At 39.3% G+C, this 17269-nt stretch carries 15 protein-coding genes; all 15 read right to left on the reverse strand.

Going from position 1 to position 17269, the window contains the following annotated elements:
* Positions 1 to 773: 773 nt before the first annotated feature.
* The 15 genes from ileS to HMPREF2837_RS02090 all read right to left on the reverse strand — a co-directional run bounded on the left by ileS (position 774) and on the right by HMPREF2837_RS02090 (position 17254).
* Positions 774 to 3566 carry an isoleucine--tRNA ligase gene (gene ileS / locus HMPREF2837_RS02020; protein WP_075230576.1) on the reverse strand — a complete coding sequence of 931 codons (2793 nt, stop codon included), beginning with the start codon at positions 3564 to 3566 and terminating at the stop codon, positions 774 to 776.
* Positions 3567 to 3840: 274 nt separating this feature from the next.
* Entirely contained in the window at positions 3841 to 4599 is a 759-nt protein-coding gene (locus HMPREF2837_RS02025) for a DivIVA domain-containing protein (protein WP_049548718.1), read from the reverse strand.
* Between the two features lie 9 nt (positions 4600 to 4608).
* On the reverse strand, positions 4609 to 5394 hold the full coding sequence (locus tag HMPREF2837_RS02030; RefSeq protein WP_049548719.1) for a YlmH family RNA-binding protein: 786 nt from the start codon (positions 5392 to 5394) through the stop codon (positions 4609 to 4611).
* Positions 5391 to 5654 (reverse strand): YggT family protein, encoded by a 264-nt coding sequence (locus HMPREF2837_RS02035; protein WP_049548720.1) that lies wholly within the window; start codon positions 5652 to 5654, stop codon positions 5391 to 5393. Before HMPREF2837_RS02035 ends, HMPREF2837_RS02030 begins: the two co-directional genes overlap by 4 nt.
* The gene (locus tag HMPREF2837_RS02040) at positions 5654 to 6205 is read right to left on the reverse strand and encodes a cell division protein SepF (protein WP_049548721.1); all 552 of its coding nucleotides are present in this window, start codon (positions 6203 to 6205) and stop codon (positions 5654 to 5656) included. The genes HMPREF2837_RS02035 and HMPREF2837_RS02040 overlap by 1 nt, the downstream gene beginning before the upstream one ends.
* Positions 6206 to 6214: 9 nt before the next feature.
* Positions 6215 to 6886 (reverse strand): YggS family pyridoxal phosphate-dependent enzyme, encoded by a 672-nt coding sequence (locus HMPREF2837_RS02045; protein WP_049548743.1) that lies wholly within the window; start codon positions 6884 to 6886, stop codon positions 6215 to 6217.
* A gap of 5 nt (positions 6887 to 6891) precedes the next feature.
* Entirely contained in the window at positions 6892 to 8148 is a 1257-nt protein-coding gene (gene ftsZ / locus HMPREF2837_RS02050; RefSeq protein WP_049548722.1) for a cell division protein FtsZ, read from the reverse strand.
* A gap of 17 nt (positions 8149 to 8165) precedes the next feature.
* The gene (gene ftsA, locus HMPREF2837_RS02055; RefSeq protein WP_049548723.1) at positions 8166 to 9539 is read right to left on the reverse strand and encodes a cell division protein FtsA; all 1374 of its coding nucleotides are present in this window, start codon (positions 9537 to 9539) and stop codon (positions 8166 to 8168) included.
* Positions 9540 to 10065: 526 nt separating this feature from the next.
* Positions 10066 to 10920 (reverse strand): dTDP-4-dehydrorhamnose reductase, encoded by an 855-nt coding sequence (rfbD, locus tag HMPREF2837_RS02060; RefSeq protein ID WP_049548724.1) that lies wholly within the window; start codon positions 10918 to 10920, stop codon positions 10066 to 10068.
* Positions 10921 to 11133: 213 nt separating this feature from the next.
* Entirely contained in the window at positions 11134 to 12183 is a 1050-nt protein-coding gene (gene rfbB / locus HMPREF2837_RS02065) for a dTDP-glucose 4,6-dehydratase (protein WP_049548725.1), read from the reverse strand.
* A gap of 12 nt (positions 12184 to 12195) precedes the next feature.
* A complete protein-coding gene (locus tag HMPREF2837_RS02070; protein ID WP_049548726.1) occupies positions 12196 to 12789 on the reverse strand; it encodes a dTDP-4-dehydrorhamnose 3,5-epimerase family protein in 594 nt (197 codons plus the stop codon).
* Positions 12790 to 13659, reverse strand: a complete 870-nt coding sequence (rfbA, locus tag HMPREF2837_RS02075) for a glucose-1-phosphate thymidylyltransferase RfbA (RefSeq protein WP_049548727.1) — start codon at positions 13657 to 13659, stop codon at positions 12790 to 12792.
* Positions 13660 to 13715: 56 nt separating this feature from the next.
* Positions 13716 to 14816 carry a UDP-galactopyranose mutase gene (glf, locus tag HMPREF2837_RS02080; RefSeq protein WP_049548728.1) on the reverse strand — a complete coding sequence of 367 codons (1101 nt, stop codon included), beginning with the start codon at positions 14814 to 14816 and terminating at the stop codon, positions 13716 to 13718.
* A 21-nt stretch (positions 14817 to 14837) separates the two neighbouring features.
* Positions 14838 to 15836 (reverse strand): acyltransferase, encoded by a 999-nt coding sequence (locus tag HMPREF2837_RS02085; protein WP_049548729.1) that lies wholly within the window; start codon positions 15834 to 15836, stop codon positions 14838 to 14840.
* Positions 15833 to 17254, reverse strand: coding sequence for a flippase (locus HMPREF2837_RS02090; RefSeq protein WP_049548730.1), 1422 nt, complete (start codon positions 17252 to 17254; stop codon positions 15833 to 15835). Before HMPREF2837_RS02090 ends, HMPREF2837_RS02085 begins: the two co-directional genes overlap by 4 nt.
* Positions 17255 to 17269: the final 15 nt, after the last annotated feature.

The raw sequence follows: 17269 nt of genomic DNA on the forward strand, positions 1-17269 counted from the left end.
TTATTGTATCATATTTTGTTTCGCAGGAAGTCTTTTAAATTTCTTTCAGTTTATTACATTCCAAATATATACATATAAGTTTTTATAATATCTAAATATAGTTTTTCTCTATTTTGTTAGTTTTTTTCTTAAAAACTTGATGTTCTTTTAAAATCAAAAAGAGCAGAAATTTTAACTACACAAACATATATATTTTATGTTTTGTTAGAAACTCTTCCTTATCCTCCTAGAATACGTTGATTAGCTGCTAGAATTCCAAATTTACACACGGACTTAGATATTTCTTAAGCAGCCTGCTAACAAAAAGTGCAATTTTATTTTATAGTGTAATGAAATCAAATCTGAACAAATTGACTAGGGAAATCAGAGTGATTTTTATCCATGTTTTAGAAGCAACAGTGTACTATTCAATATTCAATCTACTATAACGGAGTATGAAAATATAGTGGATTGAAATAAGATATGAACAAATCGATTAGGAAAGTCAAAATAATTTTTAAAAATGTTAGAATTCGTAGCGTACTATTCTAAGTTCAATCTACTATAGAATCCATAGCCTACTATTCTGGATTCAATCCACTGTACAAAAAAATACTTAGTAAAAAGGGCATTACAAGAAAAAAAGCATAATACCACGACTTAAAAAGTCTTGATATTATGCGTTTAATGTTGGAGAGTGCTATTGGTTTCTATTCAAATTAACTTTTGGACCACCCTCGCCAGTAATTACGTTATTGTTACTGCATTCGTATATCTAGTAAGCAGTGACAGCATTATTTAACTTCAAATCCTTCTGCGACTGCATCCGCAAAGTTTTCTTCTACGATACTTGCACAGTGGTCACAGATGGTTGCGTGGTAGCAACGTTCTGCTGTACTTGGATCAATACGGCGGCAACGATCACAAACTTCACCTGCAGCGCGTTCTACTGTGAAGGCTACATCTTCGAAGCTAACAGCAGTTTCTGGAGCTGGTCCCTCTGCGATAGTCAATTCAGAGACGATCAAGAGTTGAGCAACATTGCTATCAACAGCTCCAAGAAGAGTTTTCACTACTTCATTTGGATAAACAGTCAAGTGAGCTTCAAGCGATTTACCGATTACTTTTGCATTACGAGCTTCTTCCAAGGCTTTTTGAGCTTGTCCACGGAAGTCCATGAAGGCTGCCCATGTGTCCAAGATTTCCTCTTGGTTAGCAAATGTTTGAGCTTCTGGCAATTCTGATAATTGAACGAAGTCTTCAGCTTCAAACTCAAGATATGACCAGATTTCCTCTGCTGTGTGAGGAAGGATTGGAGTCAAGAGCTTAGTAATTTTGACAAGGATGTCATAAAATACTGTTTGCATTTGACGACGTTCGAGTGATTTGGCACCTTCGATGTAGACAACATCTTTGGCAAAATCAAGGTAGAAAGCAGACAGATCAACGTTAATAAAGTTCACCAAAGCCTTATAAATCGTCAAGAATTCAAAGTTGGCATAAGCATCACGAATGGTCTTCACAAGCTGGTTAAAGCGGATGGTCATGTACTTGTCAACTGAACGAAGTTCTTCGTAAGCTACTGCATCCTCAGCTGGGTTAAAGTCAGATGTGTTAGCAATTAAGAAACGAAGAGTGTTACGGATCTTGCGGTAAGTTTCAGAAACTTGGCTCAAGATGTCCATAGAGATACGTACATCGTTGCTTGAGTCAACACTTGTTACCCAGAGACGCAAGATTTCAGCACCAAATTGTTTCTCAACATCGCTTGGAGCAATGGTATTTCCAAGAGATTTAGACATCTTCTCACCTTTACCATCCAACGCAAAACCTTGTGACAAGATTTGTTTGTATGGTGCCACACCATGGTTAGCCACAGATGTGATGAGTGAAGAGTTGAACCAACCACGGTATTGGTCAGAACCTTCAAGGTAGAGGTCGGCTGGGTATTTGAGTTCTGGACGGTTAACCACGACACCATTCCATGATGAACCTGAGTCGAACCAAACGTCCATGATGTCTGTTTCTTTCTTGAACTCACCATTTGGTGAACCTGGATGTGTAAATCCTTCTGGCAAGAGGTCTTTAGCATCACGTTCCCACCAGATAATTGAACCATGTTCCTCAAAGAGTTGAGCTACATGTTCAATCGTTTCAGCTGTCATGATTGGTGTGCCGTCTTCTGCGTAGAAGATTGGAAGAGGAACTCCCCAAGCACGTTGACGAGAGATGACCCAGTCACCACGGTCACGGATCATGTTGTAAAGACGGACTTTACCCCATTCTGAATGGAATTTCACTTTTTCGATTTCATCTAAAATATCTTGACGGAATTTTGATACTGAAGCAAACCATTGTGGAACTGCACGCCAGATGATTGGTTTTTTCGTACGCCAGTCAAATGGGTATGAGTGAGAGATTTCTTCTTGAGCAAGAAGGAGGTTGCCTAGTTTCTCGATAACAGTTGGAACCACCTTGTCATAGAATTGACCTTCGAACTCAGCGCCAGCATTAGCCATCATGATTCCGCGTTCGTTAACTGTCACAGCAACCTCAAGACCATTAGCAATACCAACATTGTAGTCGTCTTCACCGAAACCTGGGGCTGTATGGACAATACCTGTACCAGAGTCAGTTGTAACGTGGTCACCAAGGATAACGAGTTCATCTACTGCAGTATCCCATGGGTGTTCTGTCACGATATGGTTCAATTCTTGACCACTATAAGTCGCCAAAACTCGAACATCAGTCCAGCCAAATTTCTCAGACAAGCTGTTCAACAATTCTGCAGCGACCACAAACTTACGAGCTTCACCAGCAGGTTGAACCAAAACGTAATCAATATCCGCACCAACAGTCAAACCACGAGAAGCTGTGATAGTAAATGGAGTAGTTGTCCAGACAACGATATAAGTATCTGTATCTAGAACACCTTTGCCATCTTTAACCTTATTGGCATAGTACAGTGATGTTGAAACCAAGTCATGATATTCAATCTCCGCTTCAGCAAGAGCTGACTCAGATGACCATGACCAGTAAACTGGCTTGGCACCACGGTAGATATAGCCCTTGTTAGCCATCTCGCCGAAGACACGAATTTGCGCTGCTTCATAGTCAGGGGTCAAAGTTACATATGGATTTTCCCAGTCACCAGAAACACCCAAGCGCTTGAAGTCTTCACGCTGTTTATCTACTTGAGAAAGAGCGTATTCACGGCAAAGTTTCAAGTACTCAACCAAGTCCATCTCTTTACGTTTAACACCTTGTTTAGCCAAAACTTGCTCGATTGGTAGTCCGTGTGTATCCCAACCTGGGATGTATGGTGCGTAGAATCCTGACATAGACTTAGAACGAACAATGATATCTTTTGAAATCTTGTTCATAGCATGACCAACGTGGATATTTCCGTTAGCATATGGAGGGCCATCATGAAGAGTGAAATGAGGTTTTCCTTCATTTAATTCTTGACGGCGTTGGTAGAGTTTTGCTTCTTCCCACTCTTTTTGCCAGACTGGCTCTTTTGTAGGAAGGCCTGCACGCATAGGGAAATCTGTTTTCCCTAGATTTAAAGTTTCTTTGAGTTTCATGATATCTCCTTTTTTATATAAACAAAATAAAAACCACGACTCGCTAAAAAGGACGAAAATCGTGGTACCACCTTTGTTCGGACAAAGAACTAGTCTTTCTCCCTCTTTTCCCGTAACGTGGGGAACGTCAAATCCTACTAACTTCAGACTTGATAACTTGAGAGGATAATCTAATCAACAGGGATTGTAGGACTTCCACCATCGCCTACTCGCTGAAAATATGTGTGATTAGATCTTGTTCTCAGATTTTACAATTATAAATGTCGAGAAATTGTTATTCTGAATCCTCTTTAGACTCAGAACTCATTTCATTATTTACTAACGAAGATAAGTCAGATAAAGTTGATTCATCCTGTGCTTCCATCAATTCACGATTAGTTGCTTCTATACGTGCTTGGAGCTCAGCAACCTCTTCAGGTGAAAACTGACGAGTCAAATCATTGGCTTCCTCCTCATGAAATGCTGAAATATTTTCCCCCAAAGCCTCTCTAACCACCTCTTTAAAGACCTCATCACTGGTTTGTAAATAAGTTGCTGTTGGACGTAAAATTTCTTCCCAATCAGATGAATCAACGATAGCCAGTTGACTTTCAATTGTGGATTTCAAGCGTTGATGGAAGACGCGACTCTTATTCTTCAGTTCTTCTGTCTCAATCGCAACCTTCTTAGCATTATCAGTTGCTTGACGTAAAATTTCATTTGCCTTGTACTTAGCTTCATCAAGCAAACGTTGTGATTCCTGTTCAGCATGATGAATGATATTATGAGAGCGTTCAGTAGCTGCTTGTTTAACTCGCTCAGCAGTATCTTGAGCAATTAACACAGACTGACTCAATGAATCTTTCATCTCATCAAAATAAGACAAACGCTCTTCTAAATTTCTAATTTGTTGATCTTTATCATGGTTACTTCGAACCAATGTTTCATAGTCTCGAACTACAATATCGAGAAATTCATCAACTTCTTCAGGATCAAAACCTCTAAACTTAGTACTAAAGCTTTTATCCTTAATCTCTAACGATGTAATTGGCATATTTTCCCCTCACTTACTTAATAATAATTGTATTGTCAATTTCTTCTTATCCCTTTTTGTCTGACCATTTTCTCTCAGAACACTAATCCTTCCAAAACGTCTGACACTTACTAAATCACCAATCTTAACTTGATAATCAGATTTTTCAACCAGATGGTAATTTACCTGAACATATTTTCTTTCTAACAAATCAGCTGTCTGCGAGCGAGACAATTTCAGAACATTTGACAAGAAAGCATCCAAGCGCATACTCGGAACTAAAACTTCCTTTTCCTGATAATCATTCTCGGCCTCTATCAGATTTTCAAAAGATACGACTTCTAGCTTGACAGGTAGATTGGCAATCTTTTGAATCCCGTCTTGGAAGAGGGAAGTGAATTTCTGGTCTACAATGATTTGAGCTCTATTTTCCGTTACCACTATATCACCAAACAACTTGCGATCGATTCCCAGACGATTCAGAACAGTTCCTAAAATCTTGGAATGTGTCAATTGGTCAAACTTGCTAGAATAAACAATCTCAAGCAATTCCATTTCAAAATCCGTCAAAGTCGGTATGAAATAATCTGGTGCAAGTAGTACACGACTATACTCAGTAGCTACAAAATCATTGCTAGAAAAAACTTGAATCCCTTGATGATTTCCCAATGTCTTTAAGATAAAGACCTGATGGGGATTGATAAAGGGAGTTAAGATGGAAGCGTAATGCTCTTCTACCTGCCTTAGCCACTCCAAGCCTTTATCAATAAAGGAAATATCCTCGACTGAGAAATGCTGATAGATGTCTTTTCTCATGCTAGTATTAAAAGAAAACGGATCAGATAGTTTCCAAGCAAATGAACTAAAACGACAGCCACCCAGACTGAAAAATCTAAACCACCAATACTTAGTGGCAGACGTCTCAGGGGTTGAAGAATCGGTTTGACTAAATTAGTCAACAAACGACCTGCTCTAGTCTCATAGGCAGTTGGAAACCAGGATAAGAGAGCAAACGCTACAAGTATCATAGAATAGATATCTGTAGCGTTTTGAATAAAGCGAACTAGAAATATCATTATCTCACTCGTTTTCTCTTCATATCGAAATCAAACTCTTCACCATGAGTTCCCTCAGGTAAACGAATATCTTCAATGTTAACCACAACTCCTACTGGTGTCAAAAGGTACATGGTATTTGCAACCTTTCTTAATTCACCAGCAAGTACATGACGAGCTCCATCTAAATAGTCTAGACAACGACGCGCTTGTACTTCAGTCATGTATTGGAAATCGATTAAAATACTTTCATTGCCTGCTAGTAAATCAACGATATCCGTTGCATCTTCGTAGCGACGAGGATAACGAACATCAATGGTTACCTTTTCTGTACTACGATGACTCTTCATCGCTAATTCTTGCTGACGAGCATGAAGGCGCGTAATATTTTTTTCCTTTGAATTCACTTGTGAAGGCTGGGAAAGTTGTTGAGCTTGTGGAAGTTCTTCCATGGGGGCAGAAACTGATGTTAGCGTTTTTTCAGGCTTTAATTCAGCAACGTTTGGTGCCACTTCTTCTCCATCTTCAGTGAAATAATCTATAAACTTTTCAAATTTATTTTTTAGTGACATGGTTATTTCCTACTTAAAAAATGCTGTGCCGATTCGAACGAAAGTTGAACCACATTGAATCGCTTCTTTGAAGTCACGACTCATTCCCATACTGAGTTCTGTCATCGGCATATTTGGGAGATATTTCCCCTGAATGGTTTTTTGCAGTTCTTGCGTTTCTTTAAATATCTCTAGTAACTCTTGACTAGTTGCTTCAAATGGAGCCATGGTCATCAGTCCCACATACTCAATCTGGTCTAATTCTGAAAGTTCTGGTAAGAGGGCTAACAATTCTTCTTTCGAAAAACCGTGCTTGCTCTCTTCCTTAGAAATATTTACTTGCAAAAAGCACTTAATCTTGTGGTCTGCTCGTTTTTGAATTTCCTGAGCTAGCTTTAAGGAATCTAAAGCATGAAAATAATCCACATAAGAAATCACTTCCTTGACTTTACGTCTCTGTAAGGTTCCTATCAAATGCCAAGTAAGATTTTTATCACTCAAGGCATGATACTTGTCAAGAAATTTATCAACACGGTTCTCACCGATGTGTTGCACTCCTTGCGAAACCAAAGCAGAGGCCGTTTCAACATCTACATATTTGGTCACCGCAATCACAGAAACCGAATCGTTTTGACGATCGGCTTCCTGAACTGCATTCGATATCTGTTGAAAAACAAGGTTCGTATTTTCTTTTAAATTCATCTTCATTAACGATTTTTAAAGAATGGTGGAGTTTCCAACTCATCTTCATCTGTTGCGGCTGGAACCTCAAAACGTTCTACAGGAGAAACAACTGGATCTCCTTGGCGAACAATGGCATCACGTCTCAAGTCCCAGTCACCAAAGGCTGATGTCTTTGGTGCTTCTGGGCGACGATGACTTGGAGTTGGTAACTCTACTGTATCAGCCATATCAAAATTGCGATCATATGTATGTGTATGGCTAGTTCTAGCAGGTTCACGGTAGGCTGCTTGGCGTGGTTGAGCAGTTACAACTTTCTCAACTTTGTCCTGACGTACTCCTGTCGCAACAACAGTCACGCGGATTTCGTCTTTCATAGTCTCATCAATAGATGTTCCAAGCCAGATGTTAACACCATGACCAGCTGCTTGGTTAACAATTTCTGATGCTTCCTCAGCTTCAATCAAAGTCAAGTCCAAACCACCAGTTACGTTAACGATAACATCCTCAGCACCATCGATAGTTGTTTCGAGAAGTGGAGAGTAGATTGCTTTACGAGCAGCTTCTACAACACGTTCTTCACCGCTACCAATACCAATTCCCATAAGGGCATTGCCTTTGTTAGCCATAACAGTCTTAACGTCTGCGAAGTCCAAGTTGATCAAACCAGGATTTGTGATCAAATCTGTAATCCCTTGTACACCTTGACGAAGAACGTTGTCTGCTTCACTCAATGCTTCAAGAAGTGGAGTTTTCTTGTCGACGATTTCTAGCAAATTATTGTTTGAGATAATCAAGAGTGTATCAACATGCTCACGAAGTTCGTTAATCCCTTCGATAGCAAATTGTCCACGTTTGCTTCCTTCAAAACCAAATGGACGAGTAACAACACCAACTGTCAAAGCACCGAGACTTTTTGCAATACGAGCGATAACTGGTGCAGCACCTGTACCAGAACCTCCACCCATACCAGCAGTGATGAAGACCATATCAGCACCGCTGATTGCTTCTGTCAATACTTCTTCGCTTTCTTCCGCAGCTTTACGACCAACTTCAGGTTGACCTCCTGCACCAAGTCCGCGAGTCAATTTAGGACCGAGCTGGATAACTGTCTCAGCTTTTGTACTGCTCAAAGCTTGCACATCTGTGTTAGCTGCGATAAATTCAACGCCAGAAACGCCTTCGTCAACCATACGGTTGATGGCATTTCCACCACCACCGCCGACACCGATTACTTTAATTACTGCACCTTGTGCTGCTGCTGTATCAAATGAAAATGTCATATTTATATTCCTCTATTTTATTCGTCAAACATGCTTCCAATCAAGCTACGGAAACGATCCGTTAATTTACCTTTGCTCTTTTCTTCTGATTGAAGAGGAGCTACTGGTTCAACAGATTGAGTTGTTTCAGGCTCAGAAGTTGTCACTGTATTAAATACTGGTCGTGGAGAAACAGGTGAAACTGGTTGAGCTGAATTTATAAAGTCAAGTGACTGGTGGCTTAAAGTATGTTCTCCTCGAATTGCTCGCTGAGCTAGAACATTCACTTCAGTAAGGCTTCCAGCGAATTCTGACAAGCTAATGACATGGGCAAAAGCAGGATTGCGGATCCCAACTTGATTTGGTACGAATAACTTAACACGGACTCCAAATACTTCTTGAGCCAATTCAACGACACCTGGAAGGAGGGCATTCCCACCAATCAAGGCAATACCTCCTGGCAAGTCTAATAGGTGACGTCTTTCCAAATCTTGCTTAATTTGCTCAAAAATGTGCTTAAGTCTAGCTGAAATAATCTCAGCCAAGTATTCTTCAGTTACTTCAACTGGTTCAACTTCACCGATTACTTCAACTTGGAAAGTTTCCTTGCTAGCTAGCGGTGGATAAGCTTCACCATAGTTCAATTTTAGACCTTCTGCAATTTTCTTAGAAGTCTTAAGAACTTTTGAAATGTCTTTTGTGACATAATCGCCACCCTCTTGGTTGACATTTGTATATTGAAGTTCTTGATTGCGAATAGTGGCAACAGTCGTTTGGCCACCACCCATGTCGATAACAGTCGCACCAAACTCACGTTCACCTTCATTCAAGACAGAGTGAACCATTGCAAGAGGTGAAATAATCACGTTATCGACTTGAATGCCTACACGCTCTACAGTTTTACGAAGATTATGGAGAATCGTACGTGGACCAGTGTACAAGAGACCGCGCATTTCCAAACGCACACCCATCATTCCGCGAGGATCACGAATTCCTTGGAATCCATCTACGACAAATTCCTCTGGAATAAAGGTGATAACTTCACGATCAGGAGTCATACTTTTAGTCAAAGCTGATTTAACCACATTTTCAACATCTTGATCTGTAATTTCTCTTGTATCTGATGTCACCGGAATCATGCCTTGAGTTGGCTCAACTTGTAGCAAATTAGCTGGCAAACCAACATTTACAGACTTGATTGAAATTCCTGCTTTTTCTTCTGCTTGAGAAATTGCAGACTTAATAGCAGTCGCTGCTGCTTCAATGTCAACGATAATCCCATCTTTGACACCTTTACTTTTGGCATTGCTTACGCCAATTACATTCACTTCACCATTTACAAGCTCTGCAACCAACACTTTAATAGAGCTAGTTCCAATATCTAAGCCTGTAAAAAAACCATTCCTAGTCATTACACTGCGTCCTCTCTATCTTACCAGTTTCACACTTCTATTTTTAATAGCTACACCAAGGCATAACTACTCACAGAATATTATAACACAAAAAATACATTCGTGCTCGAATTTTCTAACATTTAACCAAGCTTTTTCTTGAATTTTTATAATTATCCGACGATTTCATCGGTGGGTAAATAAAAAGAAAACGGCTGGGCAAACGCCCCCTTAAAATAAGAAAACGCATAATATCAGATGTTCAAAAAACTTGATACTATGCGTTTTATAACGGAAATATTTACTCAATTTATCTTCAAATTGAGTTTTTACCTCCTCCACCTTTTTATAAAATCACTGGAAAATTGGTCCTATTTTCCGCAACTGTCCAAAAGAAAATTCTATAAATCTATTTCCTAGTGCGAGTGTCTATCACACATAGTTCGACTTCTCTAATAAAACCATTTCATCCTTTAGCATGAGTGATAAGGCACTAATCCTAAAATATCTCTAGTTCAAAATATACTTTATAGCAATATTTCAACATTTATTTTTTAAGGTCTTGTTTGTAAAATTCTTTCAAGGCATCTTTCCAAGTTGGAATGACAAATCCAGTTGCTTTGGCTTTGGTCAAACTCATCGTTGAGTTTAGTGGACGTTTAGCTTTGGCAGGAAATTGGCTCGAGTCTACTGGCTTGACTTCGACATCTGTATCCTTCAAAATTTCAACCGCAAAGTCATACCAAGTTGTATCTTCTGTCGCATCATTTGACAAATGATAATAACCAAATTCCTTGCGGTTTTCAGCTAGGAAAGTCATGAACTCGGCCAAGGTACGTGTCCAGGTTGGTCGACCATGTTGATCATTTACAACTGTCAAGGTCTTATGAGTTTTAGCTAGATTTTGCATGGTAAAAACGAAGTTCTTGCCGTAATTTCCAAAAACCCAAGCAGTACGAATAATATAGTAGTTTGAAACGTGTTTCTCTACAAGTTCCTCTCCCATGCGCTTAGTACGACCATATTCAGTTTGAGGGTCTGGTTGATCATCCACTTCCCACTCTTGTCCAACTGGTTTCTTACCGTCAAAGACATAATCGGTAGAAATGTAGACTAGAGTTGCACAATGCTTTTCGGATGCTTTTGCGACATTCTCTGTCCCCGTAACATTAATGGCAAAATCCAGTTCTTTTCCTTCGTCCTCTGCTGCATCAACAGCTGTGTAGGCTGCACAATGGTAGACTAAAGTCGGTTTCACCTCTTCAAAAACTTTCTCAACCATTTCTGCATCGGTAATATCCATCTCAGCCACATCAACTGCAACGTATTCTTCATTACGCTCATCCAACAAATGACGAAGTTCAGTTCCTAATTGGCCATTTGCCCCTGTGATTAAAATCATTTTTCTTCCTTTCAACTGATTCATAATTCTTCCCTACAGCAATAGAGGTGGAACAAAAGATCCCGGCCTCATTTTTTATTAGCAATCAAACTTTGACGCGGTAGCTGATTGGACTTTTTGTTTGACTTTTAGACTTCAAAACTCCTAATCATCTTCGCGGGGCTGGGATTAGGAAATCGAGATTTTGTCTATCGATTTCTGTCCCACCGCCTTTTATTTTTCAAGAACCTCTTGTGTTTTAGCGTAGTTGGCTTCAACAGCTTCTTTTTCTCCCTGCCACCAATCTTGGTTATCTTTGTACCATTGAATGGTTTCTTTGAGACCTTGTTCAAAGTTGGTAAATTCAGGTTTCCAGCCCAACTCATCACGGAGCTTGCTTGCGTCAATCGCATAGCGAAGGTCATGTCCTGCACGGTCAGTAACATGATCATAGGCATCCTCAGCTTGTCCCATTTCCTTAAGGATAAGTTCTAAAACTTCCTTGTTGTTTTTCTCGCCATCAGCCCCAATCAAGTAGGTTTCACCAATTTGCCCTTTTGTCAAGATTGTCCAAACACCTGAAGAATGATCATTGGTATGAATCCAGTCACGAACATTCTTACCTTCACCGTAAAGTTTTGGCTTGATTCCACTTAAGATGTTAGTAATCTGACGTGGTATGAATTTTTCAATGTGTTGATAAGGACCGTAGTTATTTGAACAGTTAGAAATCGTTGCCTTGACACCAAACGATCGTACCCAGGCTTTGACAATCAAATCTGAAGCAGCCTTAGTTGATGAGTACGGAGAGCTTGGGTTGTATTTTGTTTCAGCAGTAAATTTCTCACCTGGTCCTTCACCATGACCTGGCAAATCCTCACGTAGAGGGAGATCACCATAAACCTCGTCTGTAGATACATGGTGGAAACGAAGATCGTATTTACGTGCTGCTTCCAAAAGAGTATAGGTTCCAATAAAATTAGTATGGATAAATGGCGATGGATCATTCAGCGAATTATCATTGTGACTCTCAGCAGCATAGTGAACGATAGCATCTGCTTGAGCTGCCAACTTGTCTACCAACTCTGCATCCGCAATGTCCCCAACAACTAACTCAACACGATCACCTAAAATTTCCTCAATATTAGCGCGGTTCCCAGCATAAGTCAATTTGTCTAATACTGTCACATGAACATCTGGAAAATTCTTGTAAACATAGTGGACAAAGTTGGAACCGATAAAACCAGCTCCACCTGTCACGATAATTTTTTTGTATTTAGTCATATTCTTTCCTTTTTACAAATCTTCTTTTTTCAAAGGTTTTACATCCTTAAGTAGTGGATGATTTTTATCTGCATCTGAAACCTCTGCTTCTGCAAGATTTTCCCATTCAATGCCAAGGCTTGGATCAGCATAGTTTACAAAGGCATACTTAGGTTTGAGTTCAAGAGCCCAGTAGTCATTGACCAAATAACTATAAGAAACTGTATCTGATAGGACTTGGAAACCATTGGCCACACCTCTAGGAACAAAGATTCCCTTACTTGCATCAATTACTGTTTGATAGGTATTTCCGAAAGTTTCGCCCTCGCGTAGATCAACCCAAGAACCCAGAACTTTCCCACCATCTGCTACAGAGATGTACTTATCCCAAGGTTCTGCGTGGAGGCCACGGAGAACATTTTTACGTGAGAAGGATACATTGTTTTGCAATTTTCCTTCTGCAAAGAAAGACTCTGGAAATCCAAATGGGAGCATTTTTTCCTTTTGGAAATTTTCTTTAAACCAGCCACGATTATCGCCATGAATAGGGATATCAAACTCCAACATACCTGGAATTGCATCAACCTTGCGTGCTGCAAGCGTCTTTCCGAAAAAATTATCTGTCATCTATGCTTCTCCAATCAAACGGAGCAAATACTGCCCGTATTCATTTTTCTTAAGTGGTTGGGCTAAAGCCAATACATCTTCGCGACTGATATAGCCCATGCGGTAAGCAATTTCTTCCAAGTTTGCAACTTGAACATTTTGCATCCGTTGCACTGTTTCAATGTACTGTGAAGCCTCTAGTAAACTTTCATGAGTTCCAGTATCTAGCCAAGCAAAACCACGTCCCATAACCTCAACAGATAGATCTCCACGATCTAGATAAGCCTTGTTAACGTCTGTAATTTCCAATTCACCACGCGGGCTTGGTTTAATACTTTTAGCAATTTCTACTACATCATTATCGTAGAAATAGAGACCTGTAACTGCATAATTTGAACGTGGATGCTCTGGCTTTTCTTCGATAGAAATAGCGTTCATATCCTTGTCAAACTCAACCACACCAAAGCGCTCTGGATCCTTCACATGGTAGCCAAACACAGTTGCACCCAACTCCTTACTAGCCGCCTTTTGTAACATCTTAGAAAGGCCAGGACCATGATAGATATTGTCGCCTAAGATTAGAGCAACGCTGTCATCGCCAATAAACTCTTCCCCAATGATAAAGGCTTGTGCCAAACCATCTGGACTCGGTTGCTCTGCATAAGACAATTGAATCCCAAACTCAGATCCATCTTGAAGAAGCTCTTTAAAACGAGGCAAATCTTGAGGAGTTGAGATAATCAAAATATCTCTAATCCCAGCCAACATCAATGTTGAAAGTGGGTAGTAAATCATCGGTTTATCATAAACCGGCATAAGTTGTTTTGATGCAGCTCGAGTCAAAGGATATAAACGTGTCCCCGAACCACCTGCTAGAATAATACCTTTCATAGCTGGGTACCTTTCTTTGTTGATGTACAATAATCAAATTGTTAAAAATGCAAGTTTCAGTAACCAAACTCTTCTGTTACTACACTAAGTGCACGTTCAATAACAACATGCATATCATAATATTTATAGTCTGCCAAACGTCCACAGAAGATAACCTTGTCATTTTTGGCCGCTTCTTCTTGGTATTTAGCAAACATGGCATTGTTTTTTTCATCATTAATTGGATAGTATGGTTCATCTCCACGTTTCCAATCAGCAGGATATTCACGGGTTATAACTGTCTTTGGTTGAGTACCATACTCGAAGTGCTTGTGCTCAATGATACGAGTGTAAGGAATCTCACGTTCTGTATAGTTAACCACTGCATTCCCTTGATGGTTTTCCTCATCCAAAACTTCATGTTCGAATCGAAGACTGCGATATTCCAATTCACCATGCTTGTAGTCAAAGTATTGGTCAATCATTCCTGTGAAGACAACTTTTTTAGTTGATGCTTCGAGTTCTTCCCGATTGGCAAAGAAGTCTACACCAAGCTCCACTTCAACATCACCAAGCATGTTTTCGATAATGACATTATAACCACCGATTGGAATCCCTTGGTAACGGTCGTTAAAGTAGTTATTATCAAAGGTCAAACGCACTGGGAGGCGCTTGATGATAAATGGTGGAAGTTCTGTTGCAAAACGTCCCCATTGTTTTTCTGTGTAGCCCTTGATCAATTTTTCATAAATGTCCGGACCAATCAACTTGATAGCTTGTTCTTCCAAGTTCTTGGGCTCAACATCCTTCATATCCGCCGTTTGCTCCGCAATCTTGTCTTTGACTTCTTGTGGTGTCTTAGTTCCCCACATAGCGTAGAAGGTGTTCATGTTGAAAGGAAGATTGTAAAGACTGCCCTTGTAGTTGGCTACTGGTGAGTTGATATAGTTATTAAACTCAGCAAACTGGTTGACATAGTCCCAAACTTTTTTATTTGAAGTATGGAAAATGTGGGCACCGTACTTGTGAACGTTGATACCTTCAACGTTTTCACAGTAGATATTTCCACCGATGTGATCACGCTTGTCAATCACTTTTACTTTTTTTCCACGTTTTGTGGCTTCGTGTGCAAAGATTGCCCCTGACAAACCTGCACCAACGATAAGATAATCGTACATAGTTCACTCCTATTAAATAAATTATAATTTAACGATTCGATTTAAATAAGGGATTTTCAACAATATTCCAACCACAATGAAACTAATGCTTAATGTGAAGATGACAAAAAGGAAATGGGCTCCTGTAAAACTGAATCCCACTAGTTTCTCCCACACCTTCATAATATATGTATGTGTAACAAAAACTCCCATTGTTTGATTAGAAAGATTGATAATCCATCTGTTTTTATCTGTATTTAAATCAAACGTGAGTACCGTCAAAAAAGTTCCTAAACTTACAGCTTTCACAAGAATACTATCGTAAAAATATTCAGCAAAAAGATTATGATGAATATCCTTCGCTATCACAAACAAGATTAACGGTGAAGCAAATAGTAAAACTACGGTGATTACTTTCATCCAACTCTTAAAACATTTTTTAAGAATATCCAAGTTGAATTGAGCGAGAAAACCACCTAAAATATAATAGAAAAACCAAGTCCATAATCTAAACGTTTGTATAATATAAAACTGCACCGGAAATTGAACCAAATAATTTGTCAGTTCAAACATCAAACCAATAATTACTAGGAGAGTTAAAATAAGTAAATATTTATTTTTTGAATTTAGAAACTTTTTCAAAATAGGTAAACACAAGTAAATAATTATTAGAGCACCAAAAAACCAAAATTGAAAAAAATAACCTTTTTGTATCAAAGAGTCCAAAATTATTCTTATAGGATTTTCGGAAAAATTTCTCTTATATATCCAAATTATTAAAGACCAAATTGATACGGTTATAAAAATCCATTTTACTTTCTGCAGGATGTATGAATAGCTAATCTTATTCCTTCCCAATAGTAAATAGCCATTTACCATAAAAAATAGAGGAATTGAATAGGTACCTAAGTAATATAAATATGTCAAATAATTCCAAGAGCTAGTTCCTTTAAATCCTGATATTGTAGTATGGAGTAATACAACTCCTATACAAGCCATGATTTTAAGGAAATCTAGGTTTATATTCCGTATTTTCTTCATTTCGATCGTTTTCCTATCATTTGTTTTATTTCAACCATATTTACTACTCTAAGGCATATTACTGCGATAAGATAAATCAATCCGCCAAGCACCGCATAGACTAAAACATTTAGGGTTGGTGTCAAATGTAAAATCGATTTTATAAGTAACAATAAAGCATACATAACGGCTGAAGCCAAAAAAATCTTTGCCATTGCCCCCATAATCAGCACTTCTTTAAGATAAGTTCGTGTGAAGTAGAGTTGAATCCCCCATACCAAAGTTTCTGTCAACACTGACACAATCGCAGCTCCAATAAAGCCCAATTTGGGCAGGAAGATTAGGTTCAATCCGACACTGACAATGGCGGGAACAGTTGTCGAAATCATAAATTCTTTATTTTTATTATGAGGGATCAGAATTTGAATCCCCATGATATTGGTCCATCCGATAAAGAACATTCTAAAAATCATGATGGAAATGGCATAACGCGCATCCTGGAAATCCTTTCCTAGAAAGAACTGAACAAAGTCATCATTGACAATCAGCATGCCTGCAATAATCGGGAAAATGACCAAATTATAAATCAGGAAGGACATTTGATGCATCTTGTTAACAGCCTTGTGGTCACCTGAGGATAAGAGGCTCGATACACGAGGCAACATGACACTGCCCAGCGAGGTCACCAAGGTCAACAAAATATTGACGAGTTTTAAGGCCTGGTCATAAATCCCCACATCCTTTGTAGAGGCGAGGGCTCCCAGCATGGTCCGGTCAAGGGTGACATAGAGGGAAATGGCAATCTGCGGTAAAAAGAGCAGAATGACTGGTTTCAAATGCACCCGTGCATAGGCCATATCAAAATGGGCTTTCCCAATGAACTCCCGAGCAGGTAGCCACATACTCAGCTGACCTAAGAGCTCAAAGATAGTTAGTAAAAATACATAGAGATAAAGATCATTGGCAGATTTGACAAACAAGAAGATGGAGATGACTCCAACCAGTTTGACTGTGATATTCCTAACCGTAATCTTGCGGAAGTCCTCTAACCCCTGAAAGAGCCAGGAAATGTCTAGTCCTTTAGAAATCAAGCTAAGTCCTAGGATATAAGCAACAGTGTTTTGCATAGAAGGAAGGGTCACACATAAAATAATATAGAGGATAAGGGATAAAATCGTAGCCCCCAACTGAAGGGTATAAATCCCCCAGAAATTTTTTTGGATGTCTTTCCAATGTCCCGAAATCTCCTTAGTCCCATAGTTGGCCACTCCTAGCGTCGCCAAAAGGATAAAATAGGTGACAATGGAATTGAAATAGCCGTAGGTCCCTAGATCATCTGAACTAAAAACACGTGTCACATAGGGAGTGGTGATAATCGGCAAGATGATCACCAGCAACTGGTAGGAGAGATTATAGGCGTAATTTTTTAACACTTTCATAAGGATGTAACTCGT

The sequence above is a fragment of the Streptococcus sp. HMSC071D03 genome, from assembly GCF_001812125.1.
In the GTDB taxonomy this organism is placed as follows: domain Bacteria; phylum Bacillota; class Bacilli; order Lactobacillales; family Streptococcaceae; genus Streptococcus; species Streptococcus pseudopneumoniae_N.

Excerpts from the sequence above, each read along its gene's own strand:
- ileS (WP_075230576.1), bottom strand. The coding sequence starts at position 3,566 with ATGAAACTCAAAGAAACTTTAAATCTAGGGAAAACAGATTTCCCTATG.
- HMPREF2837_RS02025 (WP_049548718.1), bottom strand. The coding sequence starts at position 4,599 with ATGCCAATTACATCGTTAGAGATTAAGGATAAAAGCTTTAGTACTAAG.
- HMPREF2837_RS02030 (WP_049548719.1), bottom strand. The coding sequence starts at position 5,394 with ATGAGAAAAGACATCTATCAGCATTTCTCAGTCGAGGATATTTCCTTT.
- HMPREF2837_RS02035 (WP_049548720.1), bottom strand. The coding sequence starts at position 5,654 with ATGATATTTCTAGTTCGCTTTATTCAAAACGCTACAGATATCTATTCT.
- HMPREF2837_RS02040 (WP_049548721.1), bottom strand. The coding sequence starts at position 6,205 with ATGTCACTAAAAAATAAATTTGAAAAGTTTATAGATTATTTCACTGAA.
- HMPREF2837_RS02045 (WP_049548743.1), bottom strand. The coding sequence starts at position 6,886 with ATGAATTTAAAAGAAAATACGAACCTTGTTTTTCAACAGATATCGAAT.
- ftsZ (WP_049548722.1), bottom strand. The coding sequence starts at position 8,148 with ATGACATTTTCATTTGATACAGCAGCAGCACAAGGTGCAGTAATTAAA.
- ftsA (WP_049548723.1), bottom strand. The coding sequence starts at position 9,539 with ATGACTAGGAATGGTTTTTTTACAGGCTTAGATATTGGAACTAGCTCT.
- rfbD (WP_049548724.1), bottom strand. The coding sequence starts at position 10,920 with ATGATTTTAATCACAGGGGCAAATGGCCAATTAGGAACTGAACTTCGT.
- rfbB (WP_049548725.1), bottom strand. The coding sequence starts at position 12,183 with ATGACTAAATACAAAAAAATTATCGTGACAGGTGGAGCTGGTTTTATC.
- HMPREF2837_RS02070 (WP_049548726.1), bottom strand. The coding sequence starts at position 12,789 with ATGACAGATAATTTTTTCGGAAAGACGCTTGCAGCACGCAAGGTTGAT.
- rfbA (WP_049548727.1), bottom strand. The coding sequence starts at position 13,659 with ATGAAAGGTATTATTCTAGCAGGTGGTTCGGGGACACGTTTATATCCT.
- glf (WP_049548728.1), bottom strand. The coding sequence starts at position 14,816 with ATGTACGATTATCTTATCGTTGGTGCAGGTTTGTCAGGGGCAATCTTT.
- HMPREF2837_RS02085 (WP_049548729.1), bottom strand. The coding sequence starts at position 15,836 with ATGAAGAAAATACGGAATATAAACCTAGATTTCCTTAAAATCATGGCT.
- HMPREF2837_RS02090 (WP_049548730.1), bottom strand. The coding sequence starts at position 17,254 with ATGAAAGTGTTAAAAAATTACGCCTATAATCTCTCCTACCAGTTGCTG.